Genomic DNA, 23,631 nt, shown 5'->3' on the forward strand with positions numbered 1-23,631 from the left:
TCCTCTCCCACATCAGGCTCCCGCCAACTCCCACAGAGAGTGTAGGAGGTGTTATCTTATTTTCCAAGTGACCCGCCTTTGACGGACGCCCCCTTCAGAAAACAAAAAACCGGCCACTAGGGCCGGTTTTTTGCAAATAAGACTTCAGAAAAGCTTATGCGCTTTCCTTCGGCGTCAGAACCTGACGGCCACGATACATACCGGTCTTCAGATCGATATGGTGCGGGCGGCGCAGTTCGCCGGAGTTCTTGTCTTCAACGTAGGTTGCAGACTTGAGACCGTCAGCCGAGCGGCGCATACCGCGCTTGGACGGGCTTGTTTTTCTTTTTGGTACAGCCATTTTTGTTACTCCACTTTAGCGGCGAAACAACGGAACCGGCCAGAACCAAAGGCCGAATGTCGGGTGTCTCGATATCGGAAATTTGGCGCGCTTATACATGCCCAAACGGGCTTTGACCAGCCCTGACGCGCATTTTTTCCGATTCAGCGGAATTGGTGCAACGGGCTGCCGTCAGGCGTGGCAAATCATGCCTCACCTCCTATCAAAAACGACAAGCTCCTTGAAGTGGTTCATATCCTTGAATTCACAGAAAGCCGGTGGCCGCATCTCGATGACCGGCGCTGCAGCACGCAGTTCTTCCAGTTCTTCATCGAGCATCGCCTGCCAGCGCAGCAGGCACTCCGGATCGAACCAGCGCGTGACGTAAGACAGCGTAATATGGAACTCATAACTCTCATGATTGGGATGCCGGTAGCCGAAGGCCCCGGCAAACGCATCGCGCCACAACGCAACGATCCGATCGTCTTCCGAGGTCACGCCCTGCATCACCAGCCCTGTGGGCATGAGGCCGGTCACCTGCATATTGAAAACCGGAAGGGCGGGAAAGGCCGAAAGACGATCGCGATAATAGTCCGTCATCGTGTCGATCGGCGTATCGAGCGGCATGTTCTCCGGCCAATAGGGCAGAGCGCGCCGAAATTCTATGATGCCCTGAAATACCGTCATGTGCAGGCTGGAAACCGGCGTGAAGGCAAGCTGCGATGCCTCGGGCATATCCAGGAAGCGCTGGCGCGTCTTGATGATCGCGCTTTCGCTCTGCGACCCCTCGAGGAGATGACAAACTATCGTATTGCCCGGCTCGGGCAGAAATTCGCCATCCAAATTGTAGCGGCTACCGAGATGGCGCGGTGGTTCATCGTGGCTGTTGGCGGAGAAATATTCCAGATCTTTCGAGACGAGCGGGGCGTGCATCGGGGAACTCCTTGTGAGAGGTTCCCCCTAGTCTGCGCACGCAACAAATCAATGACATTGGCCGATCAGATAGCCGTCAATGCGCCTCGTCCCAATTCTCCGCAGCACGCGCATCCACCTGCAACGGCACCTTCATGGAAATCGCCGGCATGGCCGCGTTTTCCATGACCGAGACGACGACCGGCAGGGTCTTTTCGATTTCCGCTTCTTCGACCTCGAATATGAGTTCGTCATGTACTTGCAAAAGCATGCGGGCGGAGAGCTTCTCCGCTTCCAGCGCCGGCTCGATACGGACCATGGCACGACGGATGATATCGGCAGCGGAGCCCTGGATCGGGGCATTGATGGCCGCCCGTTCATTGAAGGCTTTCACCGAAGGATTGGAAGAGCGGATTTCCGGATAATGCGCGCGGCGGCCGAAAATCGTTTCGACATAGCCATTCTCGCGGGCGAAAGCCTTGGTCGCTTCCATGTAATCGCGAATGCCGGGAAACCGCTCGAAATATTTCTTGATATATTCACCCGCCTCCGAGCGGGCGATGCTCAGCTGGTTGGCGAGACCGAAAGCAGAAATACCGTAGATGATGCCGAAATTGATGGCCTTGGCGCGGCGGCGCACTTCCGACGGCATGCCTTCCACCGGCACGCCGAACATCTCCGATGCGGTCATTGCATGGATGTCGATGCCGTTTTCGAAGGCGTTGCGCAGTTGCGGAATATCGGCGACGTGAGCGAGCACCCGCAGCTCGATCTGGCTGTAGTCGGCGGATAGTAGCTTGTGACCGGGCGTGGAGATGAAGGCCGTGCGGATCTTGCGGCCTTCGGCGGTGCGCACCGGAATGTTCTGAAGGTTCGGTTCCGAAGACGACAGACGCCCCGTGGTGGTGGAAGCGAGCGCGTATGACGTATGCACCCGCTTCGTTTCAGGGTGGATATAGCCGGGCAGCGCATCCGTATAGGTCGATTTCAACTTGGTCAGCTGCCGCCAGTCAACGATCTTGCGCGGCAGTTCGGCACCTTCCGCCGCCAGATCTTCCAGCACCTGCGCCGATGTCGACCATTGGCCGGTCTTGGTTTTCGAGCCGCCGGGCAAGCCCATCCGGCCAAACAGAATATCACCAAGCTGCTTTGGCGAGCCGATGTTGAAACGCTCACCCGCCAGCTGGTAGACTTCCTCTTCGAAGGCGGCCGCCTTTTGCGCCAGTTCGCCGGAGAGACGTGACAGGATCTGCCGGTCAACGGTGATGCCGCGTTCTTCCATGTGTGCCAGAACCGGCACCAGAGGGCGCTCCAACCGCTCGTAGACGCTGGTCAGCCGCTCGGCGGCCAGCCGGGGCTTCAGGGCCATCCAGAGGCGCAGGGTGACATCCGCGTCTTCCCCAGCGTAAGCCGTCGCCTTGTCTATGTCGACGAAATCGAAGGTGACGCTCGACTTGCCCGATCCCGCAACGTCCTTGTAAGCGATCGGCGTGTGGCCCAGCCAGCGTTCGGACAGCGAATCCATGCCATGCGTGGCCTTGCCGGCCTCGAGAACATAAGAAATCAGCATGGTATCGTCGAAGCTCTGCATGACGACGCCGTGGCGTTTCATCAGCAGATAGTCATATTTGAGGTTCTGGGCGACTTTCAGAACCGCAGGATCCTCGAGGAGGTTTTTCAAACGCGCCAGCGCTTCGGCAAACGGTACCTGCCCTTCGGCAAGCTTTATACCATCGCTGAAAAGATCGCCGCCTGAGCCAGTCTTGTGCGTCAAAGGAACATAGGCAGCGCGGATATCGGTGCCCGAGGCGTCCTTGCCATTATCGGCAATGGCAAGCGAAAAACCGACAAGTTCCGCCTGCATCGGATCAAGCGAAGTCGTTTCCGTGTCGAAGGCGACGACGCCGGTCTCACGGGCTGCAGCAATCCAGCGGTCCAGTTCTGCAAGGTCTCTGATCGTCGTATAAGCGGTCGTATCGATCTTGGCGGCTGAAAAAAGCGCCTGGCGCGCGGCGGCGAGATCGGCAGGTGCGCTGCCTTCCCCGGTCAGCTTTCTCGCCGCAGCAGAGGGCGAAGCCGAGGCGGCAGTTGCGCCGGCGGCCACGTCACCAATGGCGACTGCCGAAGCGGGCGCATCGAGATCGGGGCCATGGGCATCCGCCCCCCACTGCACCGGCACATTGGCGGGGTCGATAGCAGAGGCGTCACTGTCGGTCGCTTCGGCGACGCGACGGGTCAGCGTTGTGAATTCCATCGCCTTCAGGAAAGCGATGAGCTTCGGGCCGTTCTGCGGTTCGAGCACCAACGCCTCAAGAGATTGCTCCAGCGGCACATCGGTTCTGAGCGCTACGAGCTGTCTGGAAAGACGGGCAAGATCGGCATTGGCGATGATGTTTTCCCGACGCTTCTGCTGCTTGATTTCGCTCGCCCGCGCCAGCAGCGTATCGAGATCACCATATTCCTCCAGCAATTGCGCCGCCGTCTTCGGCCCGATGCCGGGAATGCCCGGGACATTATCGGTGGAATCGCCGGTCATCGCCTGCAGGTCGATCATCTTTTCCGGACCGACGCCCCATTTTTCGATGACGTCAGGGACGCCGATCTGCTTGTCCTTCATGGCATCGTACATATGCACATTGGCCGTGACGAGCTGCATCAGATCCTTGTCGGAAGAGATGATCGTGACGTCGGCGCCAATCGCCTCCGCCTGGCGGGCATAGGTGGCGATGATGTCATCCGCCTCGAAACCTTCGGTCTCGATGCAGGGAAGGTTGAAGGCGCGCGTCGCCTCGCGGATCAGTCCGAATTGCGGAACCAGATCTTCCGGCGGCGCGGTGCGATTGGCTTTGTAGAGATCATAAAGCTCGTTGCGGAATGTTTTCGACGAATAATCGAAAATCACCGCGAAATGTGTGGGCGTCACGCCGACATCGGTGTTGCGCGCATCCTTCAGGAGCTTCCACAACATGTTGCAGAAGCCGGAGACGGCGTTGACCGGCAGCCCGTCCGACTTGCGGTTCAGCGGCGGAATGGCATGGAAGGCCCGGAAAATGAAACCGGAACCGTCAACGAGGAAGAGATGATCGCCTTTTTTCATGGCGATATGGATAGCGCGGGGCCGTTTTGGCGTCCACCGAAACTTCGCACAACACACCGCAAAGCACTGGAAACGAGGCCGCCCAAAAAGCGCTGAGAATTCACCCGAACGTTACCGATTTGTAATCAGCTCCTCCCTTGAAAAGCCGTATTTGGAGACACATTTCATAAGGGACGGCGCCTGATCACGCCGTAGTCTGATAGCTGGCTCGTCCCCCGCCGCGTCAGACCGGACAAAGGCCTTTCCCCCTCTCCGGGCCTTTGTCCTCCAATATGACCGCCATGGCCGATCCCTCCCGGCCATGGCGGTTTTATTTTGTCCCGGATTCCGGGCTGGCGTAAACATATCATACGATATATATCGCGCTATCAATTGCCGGAATATGCCGGCTGAAATGCGCTACGGACGGAAGAATGGGATTTTCCCGGGACGAATCGGCAATTTATCTCGCCACGAAAATGGCGCGGGAATTCACCATGGCGCTGCAAAAAAGAGCCGCTGCCCTTGGTTTCTCCCCCGGGCAATTCCCCATCCTCATCGAGCTATGGCATGAGGAAGGCCTGACGCAGCGGCAATTGCTTGATCGAATCGACGTCGAGCAGGCAACGCTTGCCAATACGCTCTCACGTATGGAGCGCGACGGGCTGATCATCCGCAAATCCCATCCCAGCGACCGCCGGGCCCAGATCATCGAGCTGACCCAGCGCGGCAGGGATCTGGAGGCGAATGCCATTGCAGCGTCTGAGGCCACCGAAGAGACGCTGCTTAAGGATTTCCGCCGTTTCGAAAGACAGCTTCTGCTGGAATATATGCGCCGGGCGATCGAAAGCGCAAAAAAAGCGAAATAGCATCTGCAACTTGAAACCGCTGCTTATCTGCTCCGCGGCCTGTCATTGCTGAAGGCTCCGGGTTTTGTTTATGCGCAATTTCGGATGGAAAACCGCTTCGCAGTTTTCCTGAACTGCTCTATCGTTCCGGCGGCTGCACGTTTGGCGATTCACGACACGTCAGCCCCTTGTTCCCACGCGATGCGCGATGCCCGGATGCCTCGTCCATCGCGGGGTCACGACAGACATGACAGGATCAGCGATGACAGACGTTTCCCCCATTCTTTCCACCGCCGACGACAATCTTACATCCAGCCTCGAGCGGCTGTTCGAACTGGTGCGCATTCCGTCGATTTCCACGGACCCCGCTTATAAGGCGGAATGCCGCAAGGCGGCGGAATGGCTGGTCAGAACGCTCTCCTCACTGGGCTTTGAGGCTTCCGTTCGCGATACGGCCGGTCATCCCATGGTGGTGGCGCATCACGATGCAGCCACCAAAGACGCACCACATGTGCTTTTTTACGGGCACTACGATGTGCAGCCGGTCGATCCGCTCAATCTCTGGGAAAATGACCCGTTCGAACCAGCCATCAAGGATCTCGGCGCTGGCCGTCAAGTGATTACCGGGCGCGGAACGGCTGACGACAAGGGCCAGCTGATGACTTTCGTGGAAGCCTGCCGGGCTTACAAGGCCGTCAATGGCGGCCTGCCGGTGCGCGTCACCATTCTCTTTGAGGGCGAAGAGGAATCCGGCTCCCCCTCGCTGAAGCCGTTCCTCGAAGCCAATGCGGATGAGCTGAAGGCCGATTATGCGCTGGTCTGCGATACCGGCATGTGGGATCGCGATACGCCCGCCATTGCCGCCGCCCTTCGCGGCCTCGTCGGGGAAGAGATCGTCATTACAGCGGCTGACCGCGATCTGCATTCCGGTCTGTTCGGTGGGGCGGCAGCAAATCCCATCCACATCCTCACCGATATTTTGGCCGGCCTGCATGACGAGACCGGCCGGGTGACGCTCGCCGGGTTTTATGATGGCGTGGAGGAAACCCCTGCCAACATCAAGGCCTCCTGGGAAACGCTGGGGCGTACAGCGGAAGCATTCCTCGGTGAAGTCGGCCTTTCGGTTCCCTCTGGTGAAAAAGGCCGCACCGTGCTGGAGCAGACCTGGGCGCGGCCGACGGCGGAAGTCAACGGCATCATCGGCGGCTATACCGGTGACGGTTTCAAGACCGTAATCGCCGCAAAAGCTTCCGCCAAGGTGTCCTTCCGTCTCGTTGGCGAACAGAACCCCGCGGCCATTCGCGAGAGCTTCCGGGCTTATGTGCGCGCGAAAATCCCGGCGGATTGCTCGGTGGAGTTTCATGAGCATGGCGCATCGCCGGCTATCCAGCTTTCTTATGATTCACCGGTGCTGACCAAGGCTAAAAACGCGCTTTCGGACGAGTGGCCGAAACCCGCCGTCGTCATCGGCATGGGCGGCTCGATCCCGATCGTCGGTGATTTCCAGAAGATGCTGGGCATGGATTCGCTGCTTGTCGGCTTCGGCCTTACCGACGACCGCATTCATTCGCCCAATGAAAAATACGACCTGCAGTCCTTCCACAAGGGCATCCGCTCCTGGGTCCGCATTCTCGACGCGCTGGCGGCAAAGTAGTCAAAAAAAGAGGAGGCGTCGGTTACCCGGCTCCTCCTTTTTCTGCTTATTGCCATTTTACGTTTTGGCACTCAAAAACAAAAAGGCCGGGCAAGCCCGACCTTTCCATCCGTTTTTCGTCAATGCCAGTACATCCGTGGTCAAAGCGTTCAACGGTCTGATGCTTCAGAGCGCGTCGATCATGTCGACGCTGCTTTCACGATCAGGATCAGCTGTTTCGGTTAATCTTTGGTTAACGCGATCACAGCGGCATTATCAAAATGCTCACCTGACAGGTTTCATCCGAAACACCGTTGAACCCTATATTGGTATGCGATCCGTTCTTTTCAAGACCGGCCCGTTCAGGACCGTCTTTCAAAAGAAAAAGGCCGGAAAAAATCCGGCCTTTTCATTCATGTCAATGACCCCGTTGGGGTCAGACCGCTTATCAGGAAACGACGAGTTCGCCTGCGGACATCTTGCCCGAGCGGCGATCCTGCATCAGCTCGTAGGAGAGCTTCTGACCGTCGTTGAGGGCGGTCAGACCAGCGCGCTCAACAGCGGAGATGTGCACGAATACGTCCTGCGAACCGTCGTCAGGCTGAATGAAGCCGTAGCCCTTGGTTGCGTTGAACCACTTTACTGTACCAGTCGCCATAACGATTTCCTTCCGTTGGCAAATTGTATTTGCACTGCAGGCAGTGCGGTCTTGGGTCGAATTTGAAGGAAAGATCGTCGTGTGCACCCGAAAAGGCGCCGAAGCTCTGGTCGTCAAACAAATATCGATGGGCGAACACCTAGGTTGGCAGGGGCCAAAAGTCAAGTTTCTTTGAAAAACGGTGTGATCTTTGTGAAGCGCGCCCAAACCGAAGCCGCTGAAAACAGGGCCTTAAACAGCAAAAACCCGGCGCGGGAGGAGGTGCGCCGGGTTCTTGAAACTGACTGACAATTGGGAGGAGGAGTATTGTCAGTCCAATCGGGCGACGCTGGGAGGAGGAGTGCGTCGCTTCGATGGTTTAAACATACAGGATATCAGCTCAAAAAACAGACACTTCATCGCAGCGCAGCATTGCATAAAACGCATAGCTATCTTCTGGCGTCTTGAAGCTTGCCCGCTTACCGCCTAATAAATACGCATGACTATTGAATCCGTGAGAGCCTTCTTCACCGAGAAATTGCCGGAAGTGACCGTTATCGAAACGGAAGCCAGTTCGGCAACCGTCGCTCTGGCCGCCAAAGCGCATGGCGTCGAGCCGGACCAGATTGCCAAGACAATCTGCCTGAAGGCGGGCGATATCGTTCTTCTCGTCGTCGCCGCCGGCACGAAGCGGCTCGACAACCGGAAATTCCGCGATCATTTCGGGGCAAAGCCGCGCATGCTGGGGCCGGAAGACGTGGTTGCTGTGACCAGCCATCCCATCGGCGGCGTGTGCCCTTTCGGGCTGCCCTCACCTCTACCGGTGTTTTGCGACATATCGCTGAGAAACTATGATGAGGTGGTGCCGGCTGCCGGCGCCACCAATGCGGCGGTGCGGATTTCACCCGATGCCATGGCTGAATTGACGGGAGCGGAATGGGTCGACGTCTGCCAATGACGGCGATTTGATCCGACCTGGACTTAACCCCGCCTTAAATTGCCGCATTTAAACTCTTCATCCTGGATTAAGCATCGCGCGGGCATAGAAGCCTGAAGCTCCCATATGGGTGCGTGCGGTTTCGTGAATAAGGAGCAATTTCGGCTGGATGGCAGGCAAGGGCAAATCACGCGATCGGGTAGAACCTTCCTTCGGGGATTTCCACGAATCCGGTGATGACCTGCGCCTCGATGCCAGCGAGCGCATCAGCGGAACCGCAAAACAACCAGCAAAAAAAACCAAGCCGGCCTCCAGCCGCGCCAAACCGCAGAAAAAAGAAAAGCGGACTCGCAATTCCTCCCGTCGCGGTGCGACTGGCATTGTCCGCTCGTTGGTTTACTGGTGCATCGTGCTCGGTATCTGGGGCGGTATCGGCGTTGCCGGTCTTGTGCTTTATTACGGCGCACGCATGCCAAGCGCCAGCAGCTGGTCCATTCCCGAACGCCCGCCGAATGTGAAGATCGTTTCGGTCAATGGCAGCGTGCTTGCCAATCGCGGCACGACAGGCGGCGAGGCCCTCGCGCTGGAAGACATGTCGCCCTATATTCCGCAGGCCGTCATGGCGATTGAGGACCGGAGGTTTTATTCGCATTTCGGCATCGATCCGCTGGGTCTCGGCCGTGCGATCGTGACGAATGTGCTGACGGGGCGAACCGTACAGGGCGGCTCGACGCTGACGCAGCAGCTGGCGAAAAACCTGTTCCTCTCGCCCGACCGGACGCTGGAGCGCAAGGTTCAGGAAGTGCTTTTGTCCTTCTGGCTGGAGCATGAATTCACCAAGGACCAGATTCTCGCGATGTATCTCAATCGCGTCTATTTCGGGTCCAACGCCTACGGCGTCGAGGCGGCTTCCCGGCGCTACTTCAACAAATCCGCGCGCGACGTCAATCTGGGCGAAGCGGCGATGCTTGCCGGGCTTCTTAAAGCGCCCTCGCGCCTTTCGCCGGCGCGTGATCCGCAGGCGGCGGAAGAGCGGGCGCAGGTCGTGCTGCAGTCCATGCGCGATGTCGGCTTCATCACCGACGATGAAATCAAGACCGCCATGTCGCAGCCGCCGACCAAGGCGAAACGTTTCTGGTCCGGCGCCGAACATTACGCAGCCGATATGGTTCTGGAGGAAGTCCGCAGCCTGGTTGGGGAGGTGAAGCAGGACATCGTCGTCGATACGACCATCGACCCCAATCTCGAGCGCGACGCCGAAAAGGCGCTGACACATATATTGCAGGGCGACGGCAAGAAACAGGGCGCTTCGCAGGCGGCGCTGGTTTCCATCGATGGCACCGGCGCGATCCGGGCCGTGGTCGGCGGGGCCGATTATGCCGAAAGCCAGTTCAACCGTGCCGCCAAGGCGAAACGCCAGCCCGGATCGGCCTTCAAACCCTTCGTTTATGTGGCCGCGCTCGAATCGGGGCTTACCCCTTACACCATTCGCAATGACGCGCCGGTCCGCATCGGCAACTGGACCCCGGAAAATTACGAGAAGAAATTCCGTGGCGAAGTGACGCTCGCGACAGCACTCGCCAATTCGCTGAACACGATAGCCGCACAGCTGGTGATGGAAGTTGGCCCTGACCGGGTGACGCAGGTAGCGCATCGCATGGGCATCGAATCGGAGTTGCAGAACAATGCCTCCATCGCACTCGGTACCTCGGAAGTGTCGTTGATGGAGCTGACGGCCTCCTACGCACCTTTCATGAATGGCGGCTACAAGGCGACGCCGCATATCGTCAAGCGTATCACCGATGCCGACGGCAAGGTTCTTTACGAAAACAAATACGACAATCCGCCACGTGTGCTGAGTGAGGAAATCGCCGCGACCATGAACGGAATGCTGTCGCGCGTCATTACCGAAGGTACGGGCAAGGCCGCGCGCCTGCAAGGCTGGCAGGCGGCGGGAAAATCCGGCACCACCCAATCCTTCCGCGACGCACTTTTTGTCGGCTACACAAGCAATCTGACCACGGGCGTCTGGTTCGGCAATGACGACGGCACCTCGATGAAAAAGGTCACCGGTGGCGGTCTTCCGGCAAGGGCCTGGAAAGATTTCATGACCGCCGCCCATTCCGGGCTTTTGCCTTCGCCTCTCTTCGGCCTTGGCGCAGGTGCCGTGCCGCCGCTTGGGGAAATGCAGCAACCGGCACCCGAGAACGCGCCCTCCTCCATCGGCGACATCATTTCCAATGCGCTGGGCGGCAGAACGACGGACACCCGCGCCTATCCCGACGCACCCGCTTCGCCGAACCCGAATCAGCCTGATATGGCCATGCCGCCGGCGAACATCCCTTCCCGCGACATCGAACCCGGCTATCAGGCCGGCAACGGACCCGTGCCGCCGGCGGATATAGGCGGTCAATCACCTGCAACACCAGGACCGAAACAGACGACCCTGCTCGACATTCTGATGGGAAATTGACCCGTATCAGGTATGAGCCGGCCAACTTCATGACCGATAGTTGAGCCCGTAGCCACACGCTCACTTTCCGCAAAGTCCCCGGTTTTCCAGAGGCTTGGTCCTTCACACCCGCAGCTATGAGCGGAGAGGCCGCAAAGCCGCAACATATGCGTGCACCAGCATTAACCCTAGATTGCCTTTTGCGCAGAGGCGGCTACATTTCGGGTGACTTTTTACGGTAAATGAATTATTAATTGTTCATATAAATTAATTTTCTTGTTTCAAAATAACTTTTCAGGGTTCCATATTATGCTGGGTACTAAAGGCTCATCGCATGCCGTTTTTTACGGCGCTCCCTATCCTGCGGCCGCCAGTTTCGAAACGGCGGAAATGCAGACTTCCAATTCGGATAAAAATCCATCTTCGTTGCAGCGCGGCCAGTTCGCGCTCAAAAGAACAATCGACATTGCAGGGGCGTCCATCGCCCTTGTCGCACTGGCGCCCGTATTGCTGACCGTTGCGGCGCTGGTCAAATTAGACAGCAAGGGGCCAGTTCTGTTCTCGCAGGTCCGCTGGGGCATGAACGGGCGAAAAATCCGCGTCTATAAATTTCGCTCCATGCGGACCGAACTGGGCGACGCCACCGGTGTGGCGCAAACGGTGAAGAACGACCCGCGCATAACCCGTATCGGCGCCGTTCTCCGCCGCACGAACATTGATGAATTGCCACAGCTTATCAATGTCCTGAAAGGCGACATGTCGCTGGTGGGGCCGCGCTGCCATGCCATCGGCATGCTGGCGGCCGGCCGGCCTTATGAGGAACTGGTTCCTCATTATCATATGCGGCACCAGATGCGGCCGGGTATTACCGGCCTTGCACAGATGCGGGGGCTGCGCGGCCCGACGGATCGTAGTGACAAGGCGCGGGCGCGGATTGTTTCCGATCTTTATTACGTCGACAATTTTTCGGTCTGGCTGGATATCAAGATCATGGTCGGAACCGTGATTTCCGAATTGCGTGGCGGCAAGGGCTTCTGATCTTTTAAGGAGCAGACATGCCATAGAATGAAAAAGCCCGGCATCGCTGCCGGGCTTTTTTATGAAGCAGATCTGCGTCAGTTCGTCGGCGCGGGAGCAGCTGCCGGATCCGGCAGCGGCGCCGGGTTTGCCGACAGCGTGCGCAGATAAGCGATCAGATCAGCTCTTTCCGTTTCTTTCTTCACACCTGCAAAGCCCATGGCCGTTCCGGGAACGTGTTTCTTGGGAGCTTCGAGGAAGAAGCTGAGATGATCGTAATCCCAATGTACGGAACCGCCCTTGGAGAAATCCTTCATGCCCGCAGAATAGCTGAAACCTTCGTGGCTGGCGATCGGCCGGTTGACGATATCGAAGAGATTGGGGCCGACCTTGTTTGCACCACCACTCTCTCCGGTATGACAGCTCGTACACTTCTTGAAGACAGTTTCGCCCTTGGCAGCGTCGGCGCTCGCAAGCAATTGCGCGATTGGAGTCGCCGCGGCAGCTGTTTCTCCGCCGGCTGCTTCACCGCCGCTTTCTGCAGCAGCAATGGCGTAACCTTCCTTCTCGGGCGTAGGCGCATGGAAAATGCCCTCAGAGGCAATTGACACCGACATCAGGACAAAAACCGTACCCAGCAACGCCCCAACGCCCATATTTACATAAGAATTCATCTATATGCGCTCCCTCGCATCCGCTCCATATAACCGGGCATCTTGAAATTACTCGAAAGCTATGGCTTTTGCACAGCCTGCGCAACTTGAATAATGGTCCCCACTCCGTGACGTTTTGACACTTTTCGGACGGGATTTGAAGGGTGTCGGATGAAGAATCGGGATTTCGAGAAAGCTGTCGTCCTCATACCGGCGCGGATGGCATCCACACGCCTGCCGGGCAAGCCGCTTGCGGATATTGGCGGCAAGCCGATGATCGTTCAGGTGGCGTTACGTGCGCGAGAAGCAGGTGCGGAACGAATCATCGTTGCGGTCGATGACGAACAGGTTTTTTCGGCCGTTCAAAATGCCGGTTTCGACGTGATGATGACGCGGGACGACCATCAGTCCGGCTCGGACCGCATCTTCGAAGCGCTGCAAAAGGCCGATCCTCACGGCAACGCCGAATACGTCATCAATGTTCAGGGGGATCTTCCGACCATCGAGGCGGAGACGATCCGCGCCTCTCTGCGCCCGCTGGAGAACCCCGCCGTCGACATCGCCACGCTGACGGTGGAAATCACAGACGAGGATGAAAAAACCAATCCTAACGTGGTGAAAGTGGTTGGCAGCCCGCTTTCCGAGACGCGGTTGCGCGCGCTTTATTTCACCCGAACCACCGCTCCCTATGGCGACGGGCCGCTTTACCATCACATCGGACTTTACAGCTACCGGCGTGCAGCACTTGAGACATTCGTGAGCCTTCCGCCCTCGCCGCTGGAAAAGCGCGAGCGGCTGGAACAGTTGCGGGCGCTGGAAGCGGGCATGCGCATCGATGCGGAAATCGTCCGCTCCGTGCCGCTCGGCGTCGACACGCCGCACGACCTCGAAAAAGCCCGCACCATTCTTGCAAGCAGAACTCTTTGACGGAAAATTTCATGACCTTGAGCACAAATCGCATTGCCTTTCAGGGCGAATTCGGCGCGAATTCCGACATGGCCTGCCGCGACATGTTCCCGGATATGGAGCCTCTGCCATGCCCCACTTTCGAGGATGCCTTCAACGCCATTGAAAACGGCGAAGCCGATCTCGGCATGATCCCGATCGAAAATACGCTGGCCGGCCGCGTCGCCGATATTCACCATCTGCTGCCGGAATCGCGCCTGCACATCATCGGTGAATATTTCATGCCGATCCGCTTCCAGCTGATGGTGATGCCGGGTGTAAAAAAAGACGAGATTCGCACCGTCCACAGCCATATCCACGCGCTGGGCCAGTGCCGCAAGATCATCCGTTCCAATGGCTGGAAGCCGGTTATCGCCGGCGACACCGCGGGTGCGGCCAAGCAGGTTTCCGAGAAGGACGATCGCAGCATGGCGGCCTTGGCACCACGCCTTGCGGCCGATCTCTATGGTCTCGATATTCTGGCGGAAAATGTCGAGGATTCGGAAAACAACGTCACCCGTTTCGTCGTGCTGTCGCGTGATGAAAACTGGGCCAAGCGCCAGTCTCGCGACAATTCTACCGACGAAATCATTGTCACGACCTTTGTTTTCAACGTGCGCAACATTCCGGCTGCACTCTACAAGGCCATGGGCGGCTTTGCGACGAACGGCATCAACATGACGAAGCTGGAGAGCTATCAGCTCGGCGGAAAATTCGTCGCAACGCAGTTTTATGCCGATATTGAAGGTCATCCGGATGACGAGCCGGTACGGCATGCGCTGGACGAGTTGCGCTTCTTCTCAGAAAAAGTCCGCATTCTCGGCGTCTACAAGGGCCATGCTATGCGCGGCAAGCTCAACCAGAACTGAGCCTGCCGCAACGCGCTTCATTTCGTCCATTCCACCCAGTCGCGCATCAGCCGGTGCGCGATGGCGCCACCCGGAGGGGCGGAAAAACCTTCGCCCGTCGCCGTCTCCAGCATCGCGGCCACCTCAGTGCGCGTAAACCACCGGCAATCCTCCAGTTCGATCTCGTCACGGGCGATATCGAAAGAGAGCGCTTCGGCATAACAGCCGATCATCAGCGTATGCGGCATCGGCCATGGCTGGGAGGCGTGATAGCGTACGCGGCCGATGTCGACACCGGATTCCTCATGCGTTTCACGGCGAACGGCCTGCTCGATGGTTTCACCCGGTTCAACGAAGCCGGCGAGGCAGGAATACATGCCCGGCGCAAAATGGGCGCCACGACCAAGCAGGCAAAGATCACGCTCGATATCGATCGTCATCATGATGACGACAGGATCGGTTCGCGGAAAAATAGTGTGGTTGCAGGCAGCGCAGATCCGCTTGTAACCGCCGATCCGCAGCTCCATGCTCCCGCCGCACTTCCCACAAAAGCGATTGTCACCATTCCAGTGCGTGAGGCTGACAGCCTGAGCAACTTCGCTTAGCAACTCCTCATCGAGCAGATGATCGCGGTAAAGCGTGCGGGCGTCGGCAAGCTTGTAATGGCTCGCCAGATGGTCTTCGGCGACGGCAACCGGCACGGCGATTCTCGGCTCGCCGGTTTCACGGTATCCCAGCAGCACGGCATTGTCGAAATCCGGCTGCAACTCGGCCAGCTCATAGGCGGAGAACAGGGGATCGATGACCTGATCATCGTGCTTCAGGACAAGCCGGTTACCGGAGAAGGCAAAAATATGGGTGCCGTCGATTTTCAGCGCATCGGCAACGCACTCTTCCGTACGCTTCTCGGCGAAACGGTCGAGGGCATTTTTAGAAAAAGCTGTCAGCAGGCTTGCTTCGGGATGGGGAGCGTTGGTTTCGAAAATTGTCATTGACATCATCAGAGCGCGCCGGAGATTTTTTTCATGAAAGTTTCCTTTTCACCCGCCGCATAAGGCACCGGCGTTCCGTGACCCCATATGGGGCCGGGCCAGCAGGTGTCGCCTTCGTTGCGGGCGATAATATGAACATGAAGCTGCCGGACGATATTGCCAAGCGCACCGACATTGATCTTGATGGCCCCCGTGACTTCTTTCAGCGCAGCGGCGACGAGATTGGTCTCAAATGTCAGCATGGCCTGATCGAGCGGGGTAAGATCGAACAATTCGCTGACACTGTCTCGCTGGGGCACCAGCACCAGCCAGGGCCAGCGGCTGTCATTCTGCAAACGCAATTCGCATAGCCCCAAACGCGTCACAAGCACGCTATCGCGTGCAAGCCTGTCGTCCAGCCGGAATGTCTCCAAGGTGTCCTCCATGTTTGTTTTCATTGTGATAGCAGTTTTTTGAAGGCTTGGCTTGCATTTGCTGTCGATATTGCCGATATGTGGCCCCGGGAGGTTGGTGGTGGACGAGCCACTCGCCAACCGGGTCAGGTCCGGAAGGAAGCAGCCCTAACGAGCCCGGCACGGGTCGCCGTGCCAGCCTCCCACCTTTTTTTAAAAGACGTGCTCAGCTTTCGCCGGGCCAGTTCAGCGCCCCAAGACAAACTGGCAAAACAAACTGGCGAGGCAATGAGCGATACCGTACCCACCACACCAAGCGAATCCCAGGTCGGGACCGGCTACCGGGTACTGGCGCGCAAATATCGCCCGAAGGATTTTTCCGATCTGATGGTCGGCCAGGAGCCGATGGTCCGCACGCTGACCAATGCGTTCGAGACCGGCCGCATCGCGCAGGCCTATATGCTGACCGGCGTCCGCGGCGTGGGCAAGACCACCACGGCGCGCATTCTCGCCCGCGCGCTGAATTACAAGACAGACACCATCGACAAGCCGACCATCGACCTGCGTATCCCCGGTGAACATTGCCAGGCGATCATGGAAGGCCGACATGTCGACGTGATCGAGATGGACGCCGCCTCCCATACGGGTATCGATGATATTCGCGAGATCATCGAGCAGGTGCGGTATCGCCCGGTCTCGGCGCGCTACAAGGTCTACATCATCGACGAAGTGCACATGCTGTCGACGCAGGCTTTCAACGGTCTTTTGAAGACCCTGGAAGAGCCGCCGGAGCATGTGAAATTCATCTTCGCGACCACCGAAATCCGCAAGGTTCCGATCACCGTTCTGTCGCGGTGCCAGCGTTTCGACCTGCGCCGCATCAGCGCTGCCGATCTCGTCGGCCTGTTCACCGCCATTGCCGGCAAGGAAGGTTTTGAGGCTGAGCCGCAGGCGCTGTCGATGATCGCCCGTGCAGCCGAGGGTTCCGCGCGTGACGGCCTTTCCCTGCTCGATCAGGCAATTGCCCATGGCGGTGGCCGTGTGGAGGCCGAGGCGGTGCGCGGCATGCTGGGCCTTGCCGACCGGGCGCGCATCGTCGATCTTTTCCAGCATATCGTCAAAGGCGATGTCGCGGCAGCCCTTTCGGAATTCAACGGCCAATATGAGGCGGGCGCGAACCCCGTCGTCGTGTTGAACGACCTTGCCGATTTCACCCATCTCGTCACCCGCATGAAATATGTGCCTGACGCGGCAGACGATCCTTCTCTTTCCGAAATCGAACGCGTGCGTGGTGCGGAATTTGCCGAAACCATCGCGGTAACCGCGTTGTCTCGCATCTGGCAAATGCTGCTGAAGGGCATTCCGGAAACGGAAAATGCCTCGCGGCCTGCGGGTGCTGCCGAAATGGTGCTGATCCGGCTTTCTCATGCCGCCAATCTGCCCGCACCCGAAGATGCGGCACGGCGGCTGCTTGAGCTTTCCAACGGTGATGGCGGCTATGCCAACGGCGCGCCTGCGGGCGGCGGTAATGGTGGCGGGGCGCGGGCCTATTCGTCAGCGCAAACCGTGGCTGCGGCAAGACCTGTCGATCTTCCCGCCCAGCGCCCGGCAACGCCGCAGACGTCTGCGATGTTGCGCGCCGTTCCCGACAGCCGGCCGCAGGACATGCAGATCGCCGTACCAAAGACCGAAGAACGGCCGGAGCCGAAGGTTCCGGTCAATTCGATGCAGGATATTGCCGATCTCTGCCAGAAAAATCGCGATCCCGTCATGCGGGCGAAGGTCCGCAACTTTGTCCGGCTGGTTCGGCTGGAACCGGGCCGGCTCGATATGCGGCTTGGCGATGGCGCCCCCGGCTCGCTGCCCGGCGAGCTTGGCGTGAGGCTAAAGGAGTGGACCGGTATCCACTGGATCGTCAGCCTCAGCAAGGAAGAGGGTCAACCGACGCTGGTGGAGGCCGAGGGCAACGCCCGCGACGCCCGCCTTGTCGATGCGAGACAGGATCCGGACGTCGTGGCCATTCTCCAGCAATTCCCCGGCGCAAAAATCACCGATGTTCGCATCCGGGCTGTCGAACAGGACGACGCGGAAGAAATCGCCCCGCCATCGGTTGCCGAATCGAGCGAAGGCGACATCCTTCCCGGCGACGACATCGAATTTTAAACGAGAACAAAAACAGGAGTTTGGCACATGCGCGACATCATGGGCATGATGGGCAAGGTCAAGGAAATGCAATCCAAGATGGAAAAGGTGCAGGAAGAAATCGCCGCCCTTGAAGTCGAAGGCAGGGCCGGCGGCGGTCTGGTGACCGTCATTCTCAACGGCAAGGGCGAAATGCGCAGCCTGAAAATCGATCCTTCGCTGTTGAAGGAAGATGAGGTGGAAATTCTCGAGGACTTGATCGTGGCGGCCCATAAGGACGCCAAGGGAAAGGGCGAAGCACAGGCGCAGGAAAAGATGGCGGGCCTGACCGCCGGTCTGCCGCTGCCGCCAGGCATGAAGTTGCCGTTCTGATATCATATCGACTGAACAGGATGGCGAAACGCTGTTGAGCATTCGCCGTCCTCGTCTCAAGGCAGAGTTTAGGCCTCCAGCATCGCGCGAAACCGGTTGGCAAGCGGCGTTTCTAGATAGGCCATGCGCTCGGCTGCATTAAGCTGCATGGGACGAAATCGCTGGAGAATAGTCGGTATCGGCAGTTTCGTTCCCTGATAGGGTTCGAAGACGATATCCTCGCCGGCAGCGAGTATTCCGCCTTTCAGCACGCGGCAATAAAAACCCGGCTGGCCCGCCTGCCGGAAACGCGGCGCGAAATCGGGATCGCCGATCCGGGCCGAGAGTGTAGCGCAGGGAATGCGGGCAGCGGTTACCTCCAGCACGACTTCGCGGGCCGAGAACCTGTCGCCGACATGGAGTTTTGCACTGTCGACAGCTTCCAAAACTAGGTTTTCGCCAAAAAATCCCGGTTCGACCACGAAGCCCAGGGAGCGGGACCAGAAATGCAGATCGACGGACCCCATGACGTAAATCGCCTGATCCGGCCCGCCGTGATGTTTGCGATTGCAGACGGCATCGCTGACGATACCTTCGGCATCCACCAAGACCGGGCCTTGCACGGGATGTTTGAAGATGCCCGTCTTCGTCGTCTTTCCCGGCAGCTTTTTGGCCTCGCCCCGGCACACCGCCTGTATTTTCATGAACTGCCCTTCGCGCTTCATGATTCCCGTTTCCCGATTTATGCAGTAGAAAGCGCTCATGGCAAAACGAGTCACCGGTCCGGAAATCGAAAAACTGATCCAGCTTCTGGCAAAAGTGCCGGGACTTGGGCCCCGCTCGGCACGGCGGGCGGCGCTGCATCTCATCAAGAAGAAGGAGCAGCTTCTCGGGCCGCTGGGCCACGCGATGGGCGAGGCCTATGACAAGGTCAAAATCTGCTCCTGCTGCGGCAATGTCGACACCATCGATCCCTGCACCGTCTGCGCTGACGACCGGCGCGACCAGTCAGTCATCATCGTTGTCGAGGACGTCTCGGATCTGTGGGCGTTGGAACGGGCGGGCGCGATGAACACCGCCTATCATGTGCTGGGCGGCACGCTATCGCCGCTCGACGGTGTCGGGCCGGAAGATTTGAACATCAAGGGGCTGATCGATCGTGTCAGCGTCGGTGGCATTCGCGAGCTTATCATCGCCGTCAATGCGACGGTTGAGGGGCAGGCAACCGCCCACTATATCACCGACCGCCTCTCCGATCTCGGCATCAAGATCACCCGGCTTGCGCATGGGGTGCCGGTGGGCGGCGAGCTGGACTATCTCGACGAAGGCACATTGACGGCGGCGCTTCGGGCCCGCACGACGATCTGACGCCTTCCTTCACTCCCCACGACCCAAAGAGGAGACCGAATGCGAAACCGATTTGATTGTTTGTCCTGGCGCATTTCCGGACGGAAAACCGAGCTCCACTTTTCCCGGAAAAGCTTCAAGGCATTGGCCGCCATTCTTTCCGTTTTTTCAGCGACGGCGGCCATGGCGCAATCTGTACCAACCGGTGCAGCTGCTGCCCGATACGACGCCGAATTCAATGCGTGGCTAAAAAAGGAAATCTGGCCGGAAGCACGCAAGGCGGGTATTTCGCAAAAGACGCTCGATGCTGCGCTGAGCGGTCTCTCCATCAACTGGAAGCTGCCTGATCTCGTCATCCCCGGCCGGAAACCGCCGAAGGAACAAAGCCAGAGCCAGGCCGAATTCTCCTCGCCGGGCGCCTATTTCTCCGAGAAGCGACTGCAGGGGCTTGCCGGCACCGGTCGGTCGCTTGCGGCAACCCATGCCACCACCCTTCGTCGCATCGAAGCGAAATATGGCGTGCCCGGCGATATCATCGTGGCGATCTGGGGCCGTGAATCCGGTTTCGGCCGTGCGAAATTGCCCCATTCGGTGGTCGATGTGCTGGCCACGAAGGCCTATATGTCCACCCGCAAAGAGATGTTCCGTACCGAGCTGATTGATGCTCTGAAGATCGTCGAGAGCGGCGATATCGCAGCCTCGCGCATGATGGGCTCCTGGGCCGGCGCACTCGGCCAGCCGCAATTCATGCCGTCAAGCTATCTCAAATATGCGGTGGATTTCGATGGCGACGGCCGGCGCGATATCTGGAACTCCGTACCGGACGCGCTGGCATCCATAGCGAACTATCTTTCTCAGCGCGGCTGGCAGCGCAATCGCGACTGGGGTTTCGAAGCCTCGATCCCGGCCAATGTCTCCTGCGCGCAGGAAGGTCCGGACCTTGCAAGGCCGGTGGCCGACTGGGCGAAGATGGGAATTACCCGCATTTCCGGAAAAGCCTTTCCGGCCAATGACCTTACCGCCGATGGCATGATGCTGGTTCCGGCCGGACGGCACGGGCCGGAATTCGTGGTGACGCCGAATTTCTACGTCATCAAGGAATATAACAATTCTGATCTCTACGCCCTGTTCATCGGCAATCTCGCCGACCGCATCGCCCATGGGGCGGGGCCATTCAAGGCGGAATGGGGCAATGTCGGGTCGATGCTGCGCTCCGATGTGCTCGCCATGCAGAAGGCACTGGTGGCCAAGGGTTACGACGTCGGCAAGGCAGATGGGCTGGCCGGTTTCAAGACGCGGCGGTCGCTGGGCGACTGGCAGGCCAAGAACGGGCTTTCACCGACGTGTTTTCCAGATGCAAGCCTGAAGGCTAAGCTGAAATAGCACGTTACGGGCGACGTCGGAAAACCTCTCCGTCGTCATGCTCGGGCTTGTCCCGAGCATCTGCAACCGATTGATTTAACGATACGTGGTTGGATCCTCGGGACAAGCCCGAGGATGACGTCGAGCGTTATGGCAGGGGCCATCAATAGCTTTTTACCTGGTCCGTTTCTGCCCTCGCCCCAGCCTCTCAGTGCTGATCGGTATGCGGCTTGTGGAAGATATCGTCGGTCGGCGGAATGGTCTGCCGCTCGATCATCCGGTGTACGCGTGGCCGCGTCTTGCCGCGATGAAGCTCGAGCAGCCGATCCCAGGCCTCCGCATCCGCCTGAGTGCGGCGGTGGTTATGGCGGACATATTCCACCCATGTCGGCACATGATAGCTTTCAGTCCAGATGTCAGGGTTTTCGAGATCGCGCATCAGGTTCCAGTTGCGCGCGCCATCCCGGATGCGGATGCGGCGGCGCTCAGCCATCAGCGGCAGGAATTCGCCGAGATCCTCGTCATGGATTTCATAGTCAATGAGAATGGCGATCGGGCCACTGCGCGGCTTGATATCAAGCCTCAGTGGCGGCTCCACGAAACGGTTGAGCGGATCGAGATTGAGCGAGGCGAAGGCCGGCATGGCAAGCTTGAGGCCCACGACGACGCCGAGCAGCATCAGCACGCAGGAACAGAGAAGCGAATAGGAAATGCCGTAGTCTTCCGCCAGTTCACCCCACAGCCAGCTGCCGACCGCGATGCCGCCGAAGGTCAGCGTCTGGTAAAGCGAAAGTGCCCGGCCCACCACCCAGCGCGGGGTGGAAAGCTGGACGATGGTGTTGAACAGGGAAAGCGCCAGAACCCAGCAGGCGCCGGCGACGGTCAGGACCAGTGAGGTGATGATCGCACTCGTGCTGATTGCCGTTATACCGGAACTGAAGGCGAAACCTAAAAAGGCGACACGCACGATCCATTCGCTGGACATGACTTCCCGCAACCGGGCACTGATGAGCGCGCCACCAATGGCACCGACGCCGAATGCGCCCAGCATGACGCCGTAGGTCAACGGGCCGCCCTCGACCAGATCGCGGGCAACGATCGGCATCAAGGCCAGGATGGCACTGGCGGAGAGGCCGAAGAGAAAGCCGCGCACCAGCACCTTGCCGATATTGGGCGACATGGCCACATAACGCATTCCGGCCGATATGGCGGCGAGAAGCTGCTCGCGCGGCAAGGTCGAGGCGTTTTTGGGCGGCTGCCAGCGAAACAGGGCATAAAGCAGGGTGAAGTAGCTGAGCGCATTCACGAAAAACGCGGCAGCAGCCCCTGCGGCAGCGACGATGATACCGCCGATGGCGGGGCCGACGCTGCGGGTGATGTTAAAGCCAACACTGTTCAGCGTCACGGCGGCGGGCAGATCCTCGCGCGGCACCATTTCGCCAACGGAGGCCTGCCAGGACGGATTGTTGAGCGCCGTGCCGCAGCCGATCATGAAGGTGAAGAAAAGCAGCAGCCAGGGTGTGAGCCAGCCGGACCAGGCAAAAACCGTGAGCAGTACAGAGGCAGTCAGCATCAAGAACTGCGCCGAGATCATAATGCGGCGGCGATCAAAACTGTCGGCCAGCGCGCCTGAAATCAGCGAAAACATCATAATCGGCAGCGAGGTGGAAGCCTGCACCAGCGCGATCATGTTTTCGGAACTCGACAGCGAGGTCATCATCCATGCGGCGCCCACCGCCTGGATCAGTCCACCGAAATTCGAGGCAAGGCTGGCGATCCAGATTCGTCTGTAAGTCAAATGCCTTAAAGGCGCGAGTGGCGATTTACGGTCAGGCACGCTCTGTCCAATTGATGCAACTGCGATTTGTTAAACGGCAACTATAGACAGTGCCCAGAATGATGCCACCCTTTCCGACACGGTAGCGGTGAAAATGTGGCTGCGGACGCCATTGAAGCAGGAGCGCCCGCGAAAACCTTGCAATCCCGCCCCGATGGGTCTATATGACCCCTGAAATTCTTGATCGCTTGATGAAGAGTGGGGCCGCAAGGCTCCGCTCTTTTTCGTTAGGCGAACCGGAAACCACGGGCCAGGAGCCCGGTGAAAATCAAAGACCGGAAGGCCAGATGGCAGACACCGCACAAGAATCGCGACTGATAACTGAAACGGGCATCGACCAGCGCATTGCCGAGATCATCGAGCCTGTTTTGGCGGGCATGGGATATCTTCTGGTGCGCGTGCGGCTCTCCAACCAGAACGGTATGACGCTGCAGGTGATGGCCGAGCGCGAAGACGGCACCATGACCGTCGAGGACTGCGAAGCGATCTCCATGGCCATTTCACCGGTTCTTGATGTGGAAGATCCGGTCGATAAAGCGTATCATCTCGAAGTTTCCTCGCCCGGCATCGACCGGCCGATGGTTCGTAAATCGGATTTCACCCGCTGGCAGGGTCATCTGGTTAAGGTCGAAACCTCCATTCTGGTCGAAAACCGCAAGCGGTTTCGCGGCAAGATCGTCGAGGTCGATGCGGATGGCTTCAAGCTGGAACGCGACCAGATCGCCTATGGCGAGGAGCCGACAGTCACCGTTCCGTTCAGCGCGCTTTCCGATGCGAAGCTCATTCTGACGGACGACCTTATTCGTGATGCGCTGCGGGCAGACAAGGCGGCTAAGGCTGCCGCCGCAAACCAGAACGACGAAAACGAAACAAACGAAGACTAATTCCAACGTAAAGCCCGAAAAAGGGCGATCCCCGCAATTATGCGACT

At 58.6% G+C, this 23,631-nt stretch carries 21 protein-coding genes and 1 other RNA gene; 13 read left to right on the top strand and 9 right to left on the bottom strand.

Annotated elements, in window-relative coordinates; translation table 11 throughout:
• Positions 1–154 precede the first annotated feature (154 nt).
• The 3 genes from rpmF to polA all read right to left on the bottom strand — a co-directional run bounded on the left by rpmF (position 155) and on the right by polA (position 4,328).
• The gene (gene rpmF / locus ACQZ5F_RS12790) at positions 155–340 is read right to left on the bottom strand and encodes a 50S ribosomal protein L32 (protein ID WP_003507205.1); all 186 of its coding nucleotides are present in this window, start codon (positions 338–340) and stop codon (positions 155–157) included.
• Between the two features lie 192 nt (positions 341–532).
• Complete coding sequence (locus ACQZ5F_RS12795; protein ID WP_225339622.1) at positions 533–1,252, bottom strand: DUF1868 domain-containing protein; 720 nt, start codon at positions 1,250–1,252, stop codon at positions 533–535.
• A gap of 76 nt (positions 1,253–1,328) precedes the next feature.
• A complete protein-coding gene (polA, locus tag ACQZ5F_RS12800; RefSeq protein ID WP_448730444.1) occupies positions 1,329–4,328 on the bottom strand; it encodes a DNA polymerase I in 3,000 nt (999 codons plus the stop codon).
• 413 nt (positions 4,329–4,741) lie between these two features.
• On the opposite strand from polA, the gene ACQZ5F_RS12805 reads away from it, so the two are divergent.
• The gene (locus tag ACQZ5F_RS12805; RefSeq protein ID WP_046799126.1) at positions 4,742–5,176 is read left to right on the top strand and encodes a MarR family winged helix-turn-helix transcriptional regulator; all 435 of its coding nucleotides are present in this window, start codon (positions 4,742–4,744) and stop codon (positions 5,174–5,176) included.
• 241 nt (positions 5,177–5,417) lie between these two features.
• The gene (locus ACQZ5F_RS12810; RefSeq protein WP_225339624.1) at positions 5,418–6,809 is read left to right on the top strand and encodes a dipeptidase; all 1,392 of its coding nucleotides are present in this window, start codon (positions 5,418–5,420) and stop codon (positions 6,807–6,809) included.
• Between the two features lie 427 nt (positions 6,810–7,236).
• Here the strand turns inward: ACQZ5F_RS12810 and ACQZ5F_RS12815 are convergent, their stop codons facing one another.
• Entirely contained in the window at positions 7,237–7,446 is a 210-nt protein-coding gene (locus ACQZ5F_RS12815; protein ID WP_046799124.1) for a cold-shock protein, read from the bottom strand.
• 478 nt (positions 7,447–7,924) lie between these two features.
• Between ACQZ5F_RS12815 and ACQZ5F_RS12820 the strand changes: the two genes are divergently transcribed.
• The 3 genes from ACQZ5F_RS12820 (at position 7,925) to ACQZ5F_RS12830 (ending at position 11,852) form a co-directional block, all read left to right on the top strand.
• On the top strand, positions 7,925–8,383 hold the full coding sequence (locus ACQZ5F_RS12820; protein WP_225339625.1) for a YbaK/EbsC family protein: 459 nt from the start codon (positions 7,925–7,927) through the stop codon (positions 8,381–8,383).
• A 148-nt stretch (positions 8,384–8,531) separates the two neighbouring features.
• Positions 8,532–10,835, top strand: a complete 2,304-nt coding sequence (locus tag ACQZ5F_RS12825) for a transglycosylase domain-containing protein (RefSeq protein WP_225339626.1) — start codon at positions 8,532–8,534, stop codon at positions 10,833–10,835.
• Between the two features lie 288 nt (positions 10,836–11,123).
• Positions 11,124–11,852: a sugar transferase gene (locus tag ACQZ5F_RS12830; RefSeq protein ID WP_225245004.1), complete on the top strand. Its 729-nt coding sequence runs from the start codon at positions 11,124–11,126 to the stop codon at positions 11,850–11,852.
• Between the two features lie 77 nt (positions 11,853–11,929).
• On the opposite strand, the gene ACQZ5F_RS12835 is transcribed toward ACQZ5F_RS12830, so the two are convergent.
• Positions 11,930–12,505 (bottom strand): c-type cytochrome, encoded by a 576-nt coding sequence (locus tag ACQZ5F_RS12835; protein ID WP_046799120.1) that lies wholly within the window; start codon positions 12,503–12,505, stop codon positions 11,930–11,932.
• 150 nt (positions 12,506–12,655) lie between these two features.
• Here ACQZ5F_RS12835 and ACQZ5F_RS12840 point away from each other — a divergent pair, with 150 nt between their 5' ends.
• Both ACQZ5F_RS12840 and ACQZ5F_RS12845 read left to right on the top strand, forming a co-directional pair.
• Entirely contained in the window at positions 12,656–13,411 is a 756-nt protein-coding gene (locus ACQZ5F_RS12840) for a 3-deoxy-manno-octulosonate cytidylyltransferase (protein WP_046799119.1), read from the top strand.
• 11 nt (positions 13,412–13,422) lie between these two features.
• Entirely contained in the window at positions 13,423–14,298 is an 876-nt protein-coding gene (locus ACQZ5F_RS12845) for a prephenate dehydratase (RefSeq protein WP_225339627.1), read from the top strand.
• Between the two features lie 17 nt (positions 14,299–14,315).
• On the opposite strand, the gene nudC is transcribed toward ACQZ5F_RS12845, so the two are convergent.
• Positions 14,316–15,275: an NAD(+) diphosphatase gene (gene nudC / locus ACQZ5F_RS12850; protein WP_046799420.1), complete on the bottom strand. Its 960-nt coding sequence runs from the start codon at positions 15,273–15,275 to the stop codon at positions 14,316–14,318.
• Positions 15,276–15,277: 2 nt separating this feature from the next.
• Entirely contained in the window at positions 15,278–15,706 is a 429-nt protein-coding gene (locus tag ACQZ5F_RS12855; RefSeq protein ID WP_046799118.1) for an HIT domain-containing protein, read from the bottom strand.
• A gap of 65 nt (positions 15,707–15,771) precedes the next feature.
• Here ACQZ5F_RS12855 and ffs point away from each other — a divergent pair.
• The 3 genes from ffs (at position 15,772) to ACQZ5F_RS12870 (ending at position 18,175) form a co-directional block, all read left to right on the top strand.
• An RNA gene (ffs, locus tag ACQZ5F_RS12860) (signal recognition particle sRNA small type) lies at positions 15,772–15,868 on the top strand.
• An 81-nt stretch (positions 15,869–15,949) separates the two neighbouring features.
• Positions 15,950–17,824, top strand: coding sequence for a DNA polymerase III subunit gamma/tau (locus tag ACQZ5F_RS12865; RefSeq protein WP_225339628.1), 1,875 nt, complete (start codon positions 15,950–15,952; stop codon positions 17,822–17,824).
• Between the two features lie 27 nt (positions 17,825–17,851).
• Positions 17,852–18,175, top strand: coding sequence for a YbaB/EbfC family nucleoid-associated protein (locus ACQZ5F_RS12870; RefSeq protein WP_052820115.1), 324 nt, complete (start codon positions 17,852–17,854; stop codon positions 18,173–18,175).
• Positions 18,176–18,243: 68 nt separating this feature from the next.
• Here ACQZ5F_RS12870 and ACQZ5F_RS12875 read toward each other — a convergent pair whose 3' ends face one another.
• Positions 18,244–18,879 (bottom strand): MOSC domain-containing protein, encoded by a 636-nt coding sequence (locus ACQZ5F_RS12875; RefSeq protein WP_225339629.1) that lies wholly within the window; start codon positions 18,877–18,879, stop codon positions 18,244–18,246.
• A 37-nt stretch (positions 18,880–18,916) separates the two neighbouring features.
• Here ACQZ5F_RS12875 and recR point away from each other — a divergent pair, with 37 nt between their 5' ends.
• Positions 18,917–19,522, top strand: coding sequence for a recombination mediator RecR (gene recR, locus ACQZ5F_RS12880; RefSeq protein WP_137085629.1), 606 nt, complete (start codon positions 18,917–18,919; stop codon positions 19,520–19,522).
• Between the two features lie 123 nt (positions 19,523–19,645).
• Positions 19,646–20,884 carry a lytic murein transglycosylase gene (locus ACQZ5F_RS12885; protein ID WP_432704571.1) on the top strand — a complete coding sequence of 413 codons (1,239 nt, stop codon included), beginning with the start codon at positions 19,646–19,648 and terminating at the stop codon, positions 20,882–20,884.
• Positions 20,885–21,071: 187 nt separating this feature from the next.
• Here the strand turns inward: ACQZ5F_RS12885 and ACQZ5F_RS12890 are convergent, their stop codons facing one another.
• Positions 21,072–22,700 (bottom strand): MFS transporter, encoded by a 1,629-nt coding sequence (locus tag ACQZ5F_RS12890; protein ID WP_080842423.1) that lies wholly within the window; start codon positions 22,698–22,700, stop codon positions 21,072–21,074.
• 287 nt (positions 22,701–22,987) lie between these two features.
• Here ACQZ5F_RS12890 and rimP point away from each other — a divergent pair, with 287 nt between their 5' ends.
• Positions 22,988–23,584 (top strand): ribosome maturation factor RimP, encoded by a 597-nt coding sequence (rimP, locus tag ACQZ5F_RS12895; RefSeq protein ID WP_046799419.1) that lies wholly within the window; start codon positions 22,988–22,990, stop codon positions 23,582–23,584.
• Positions 23,585–23,631: the final 47 nt, after the last annotated feature.

It is taken from the genome of Agrobacterium sp. 22-210-1 (genome assembly GCF_053522525.1).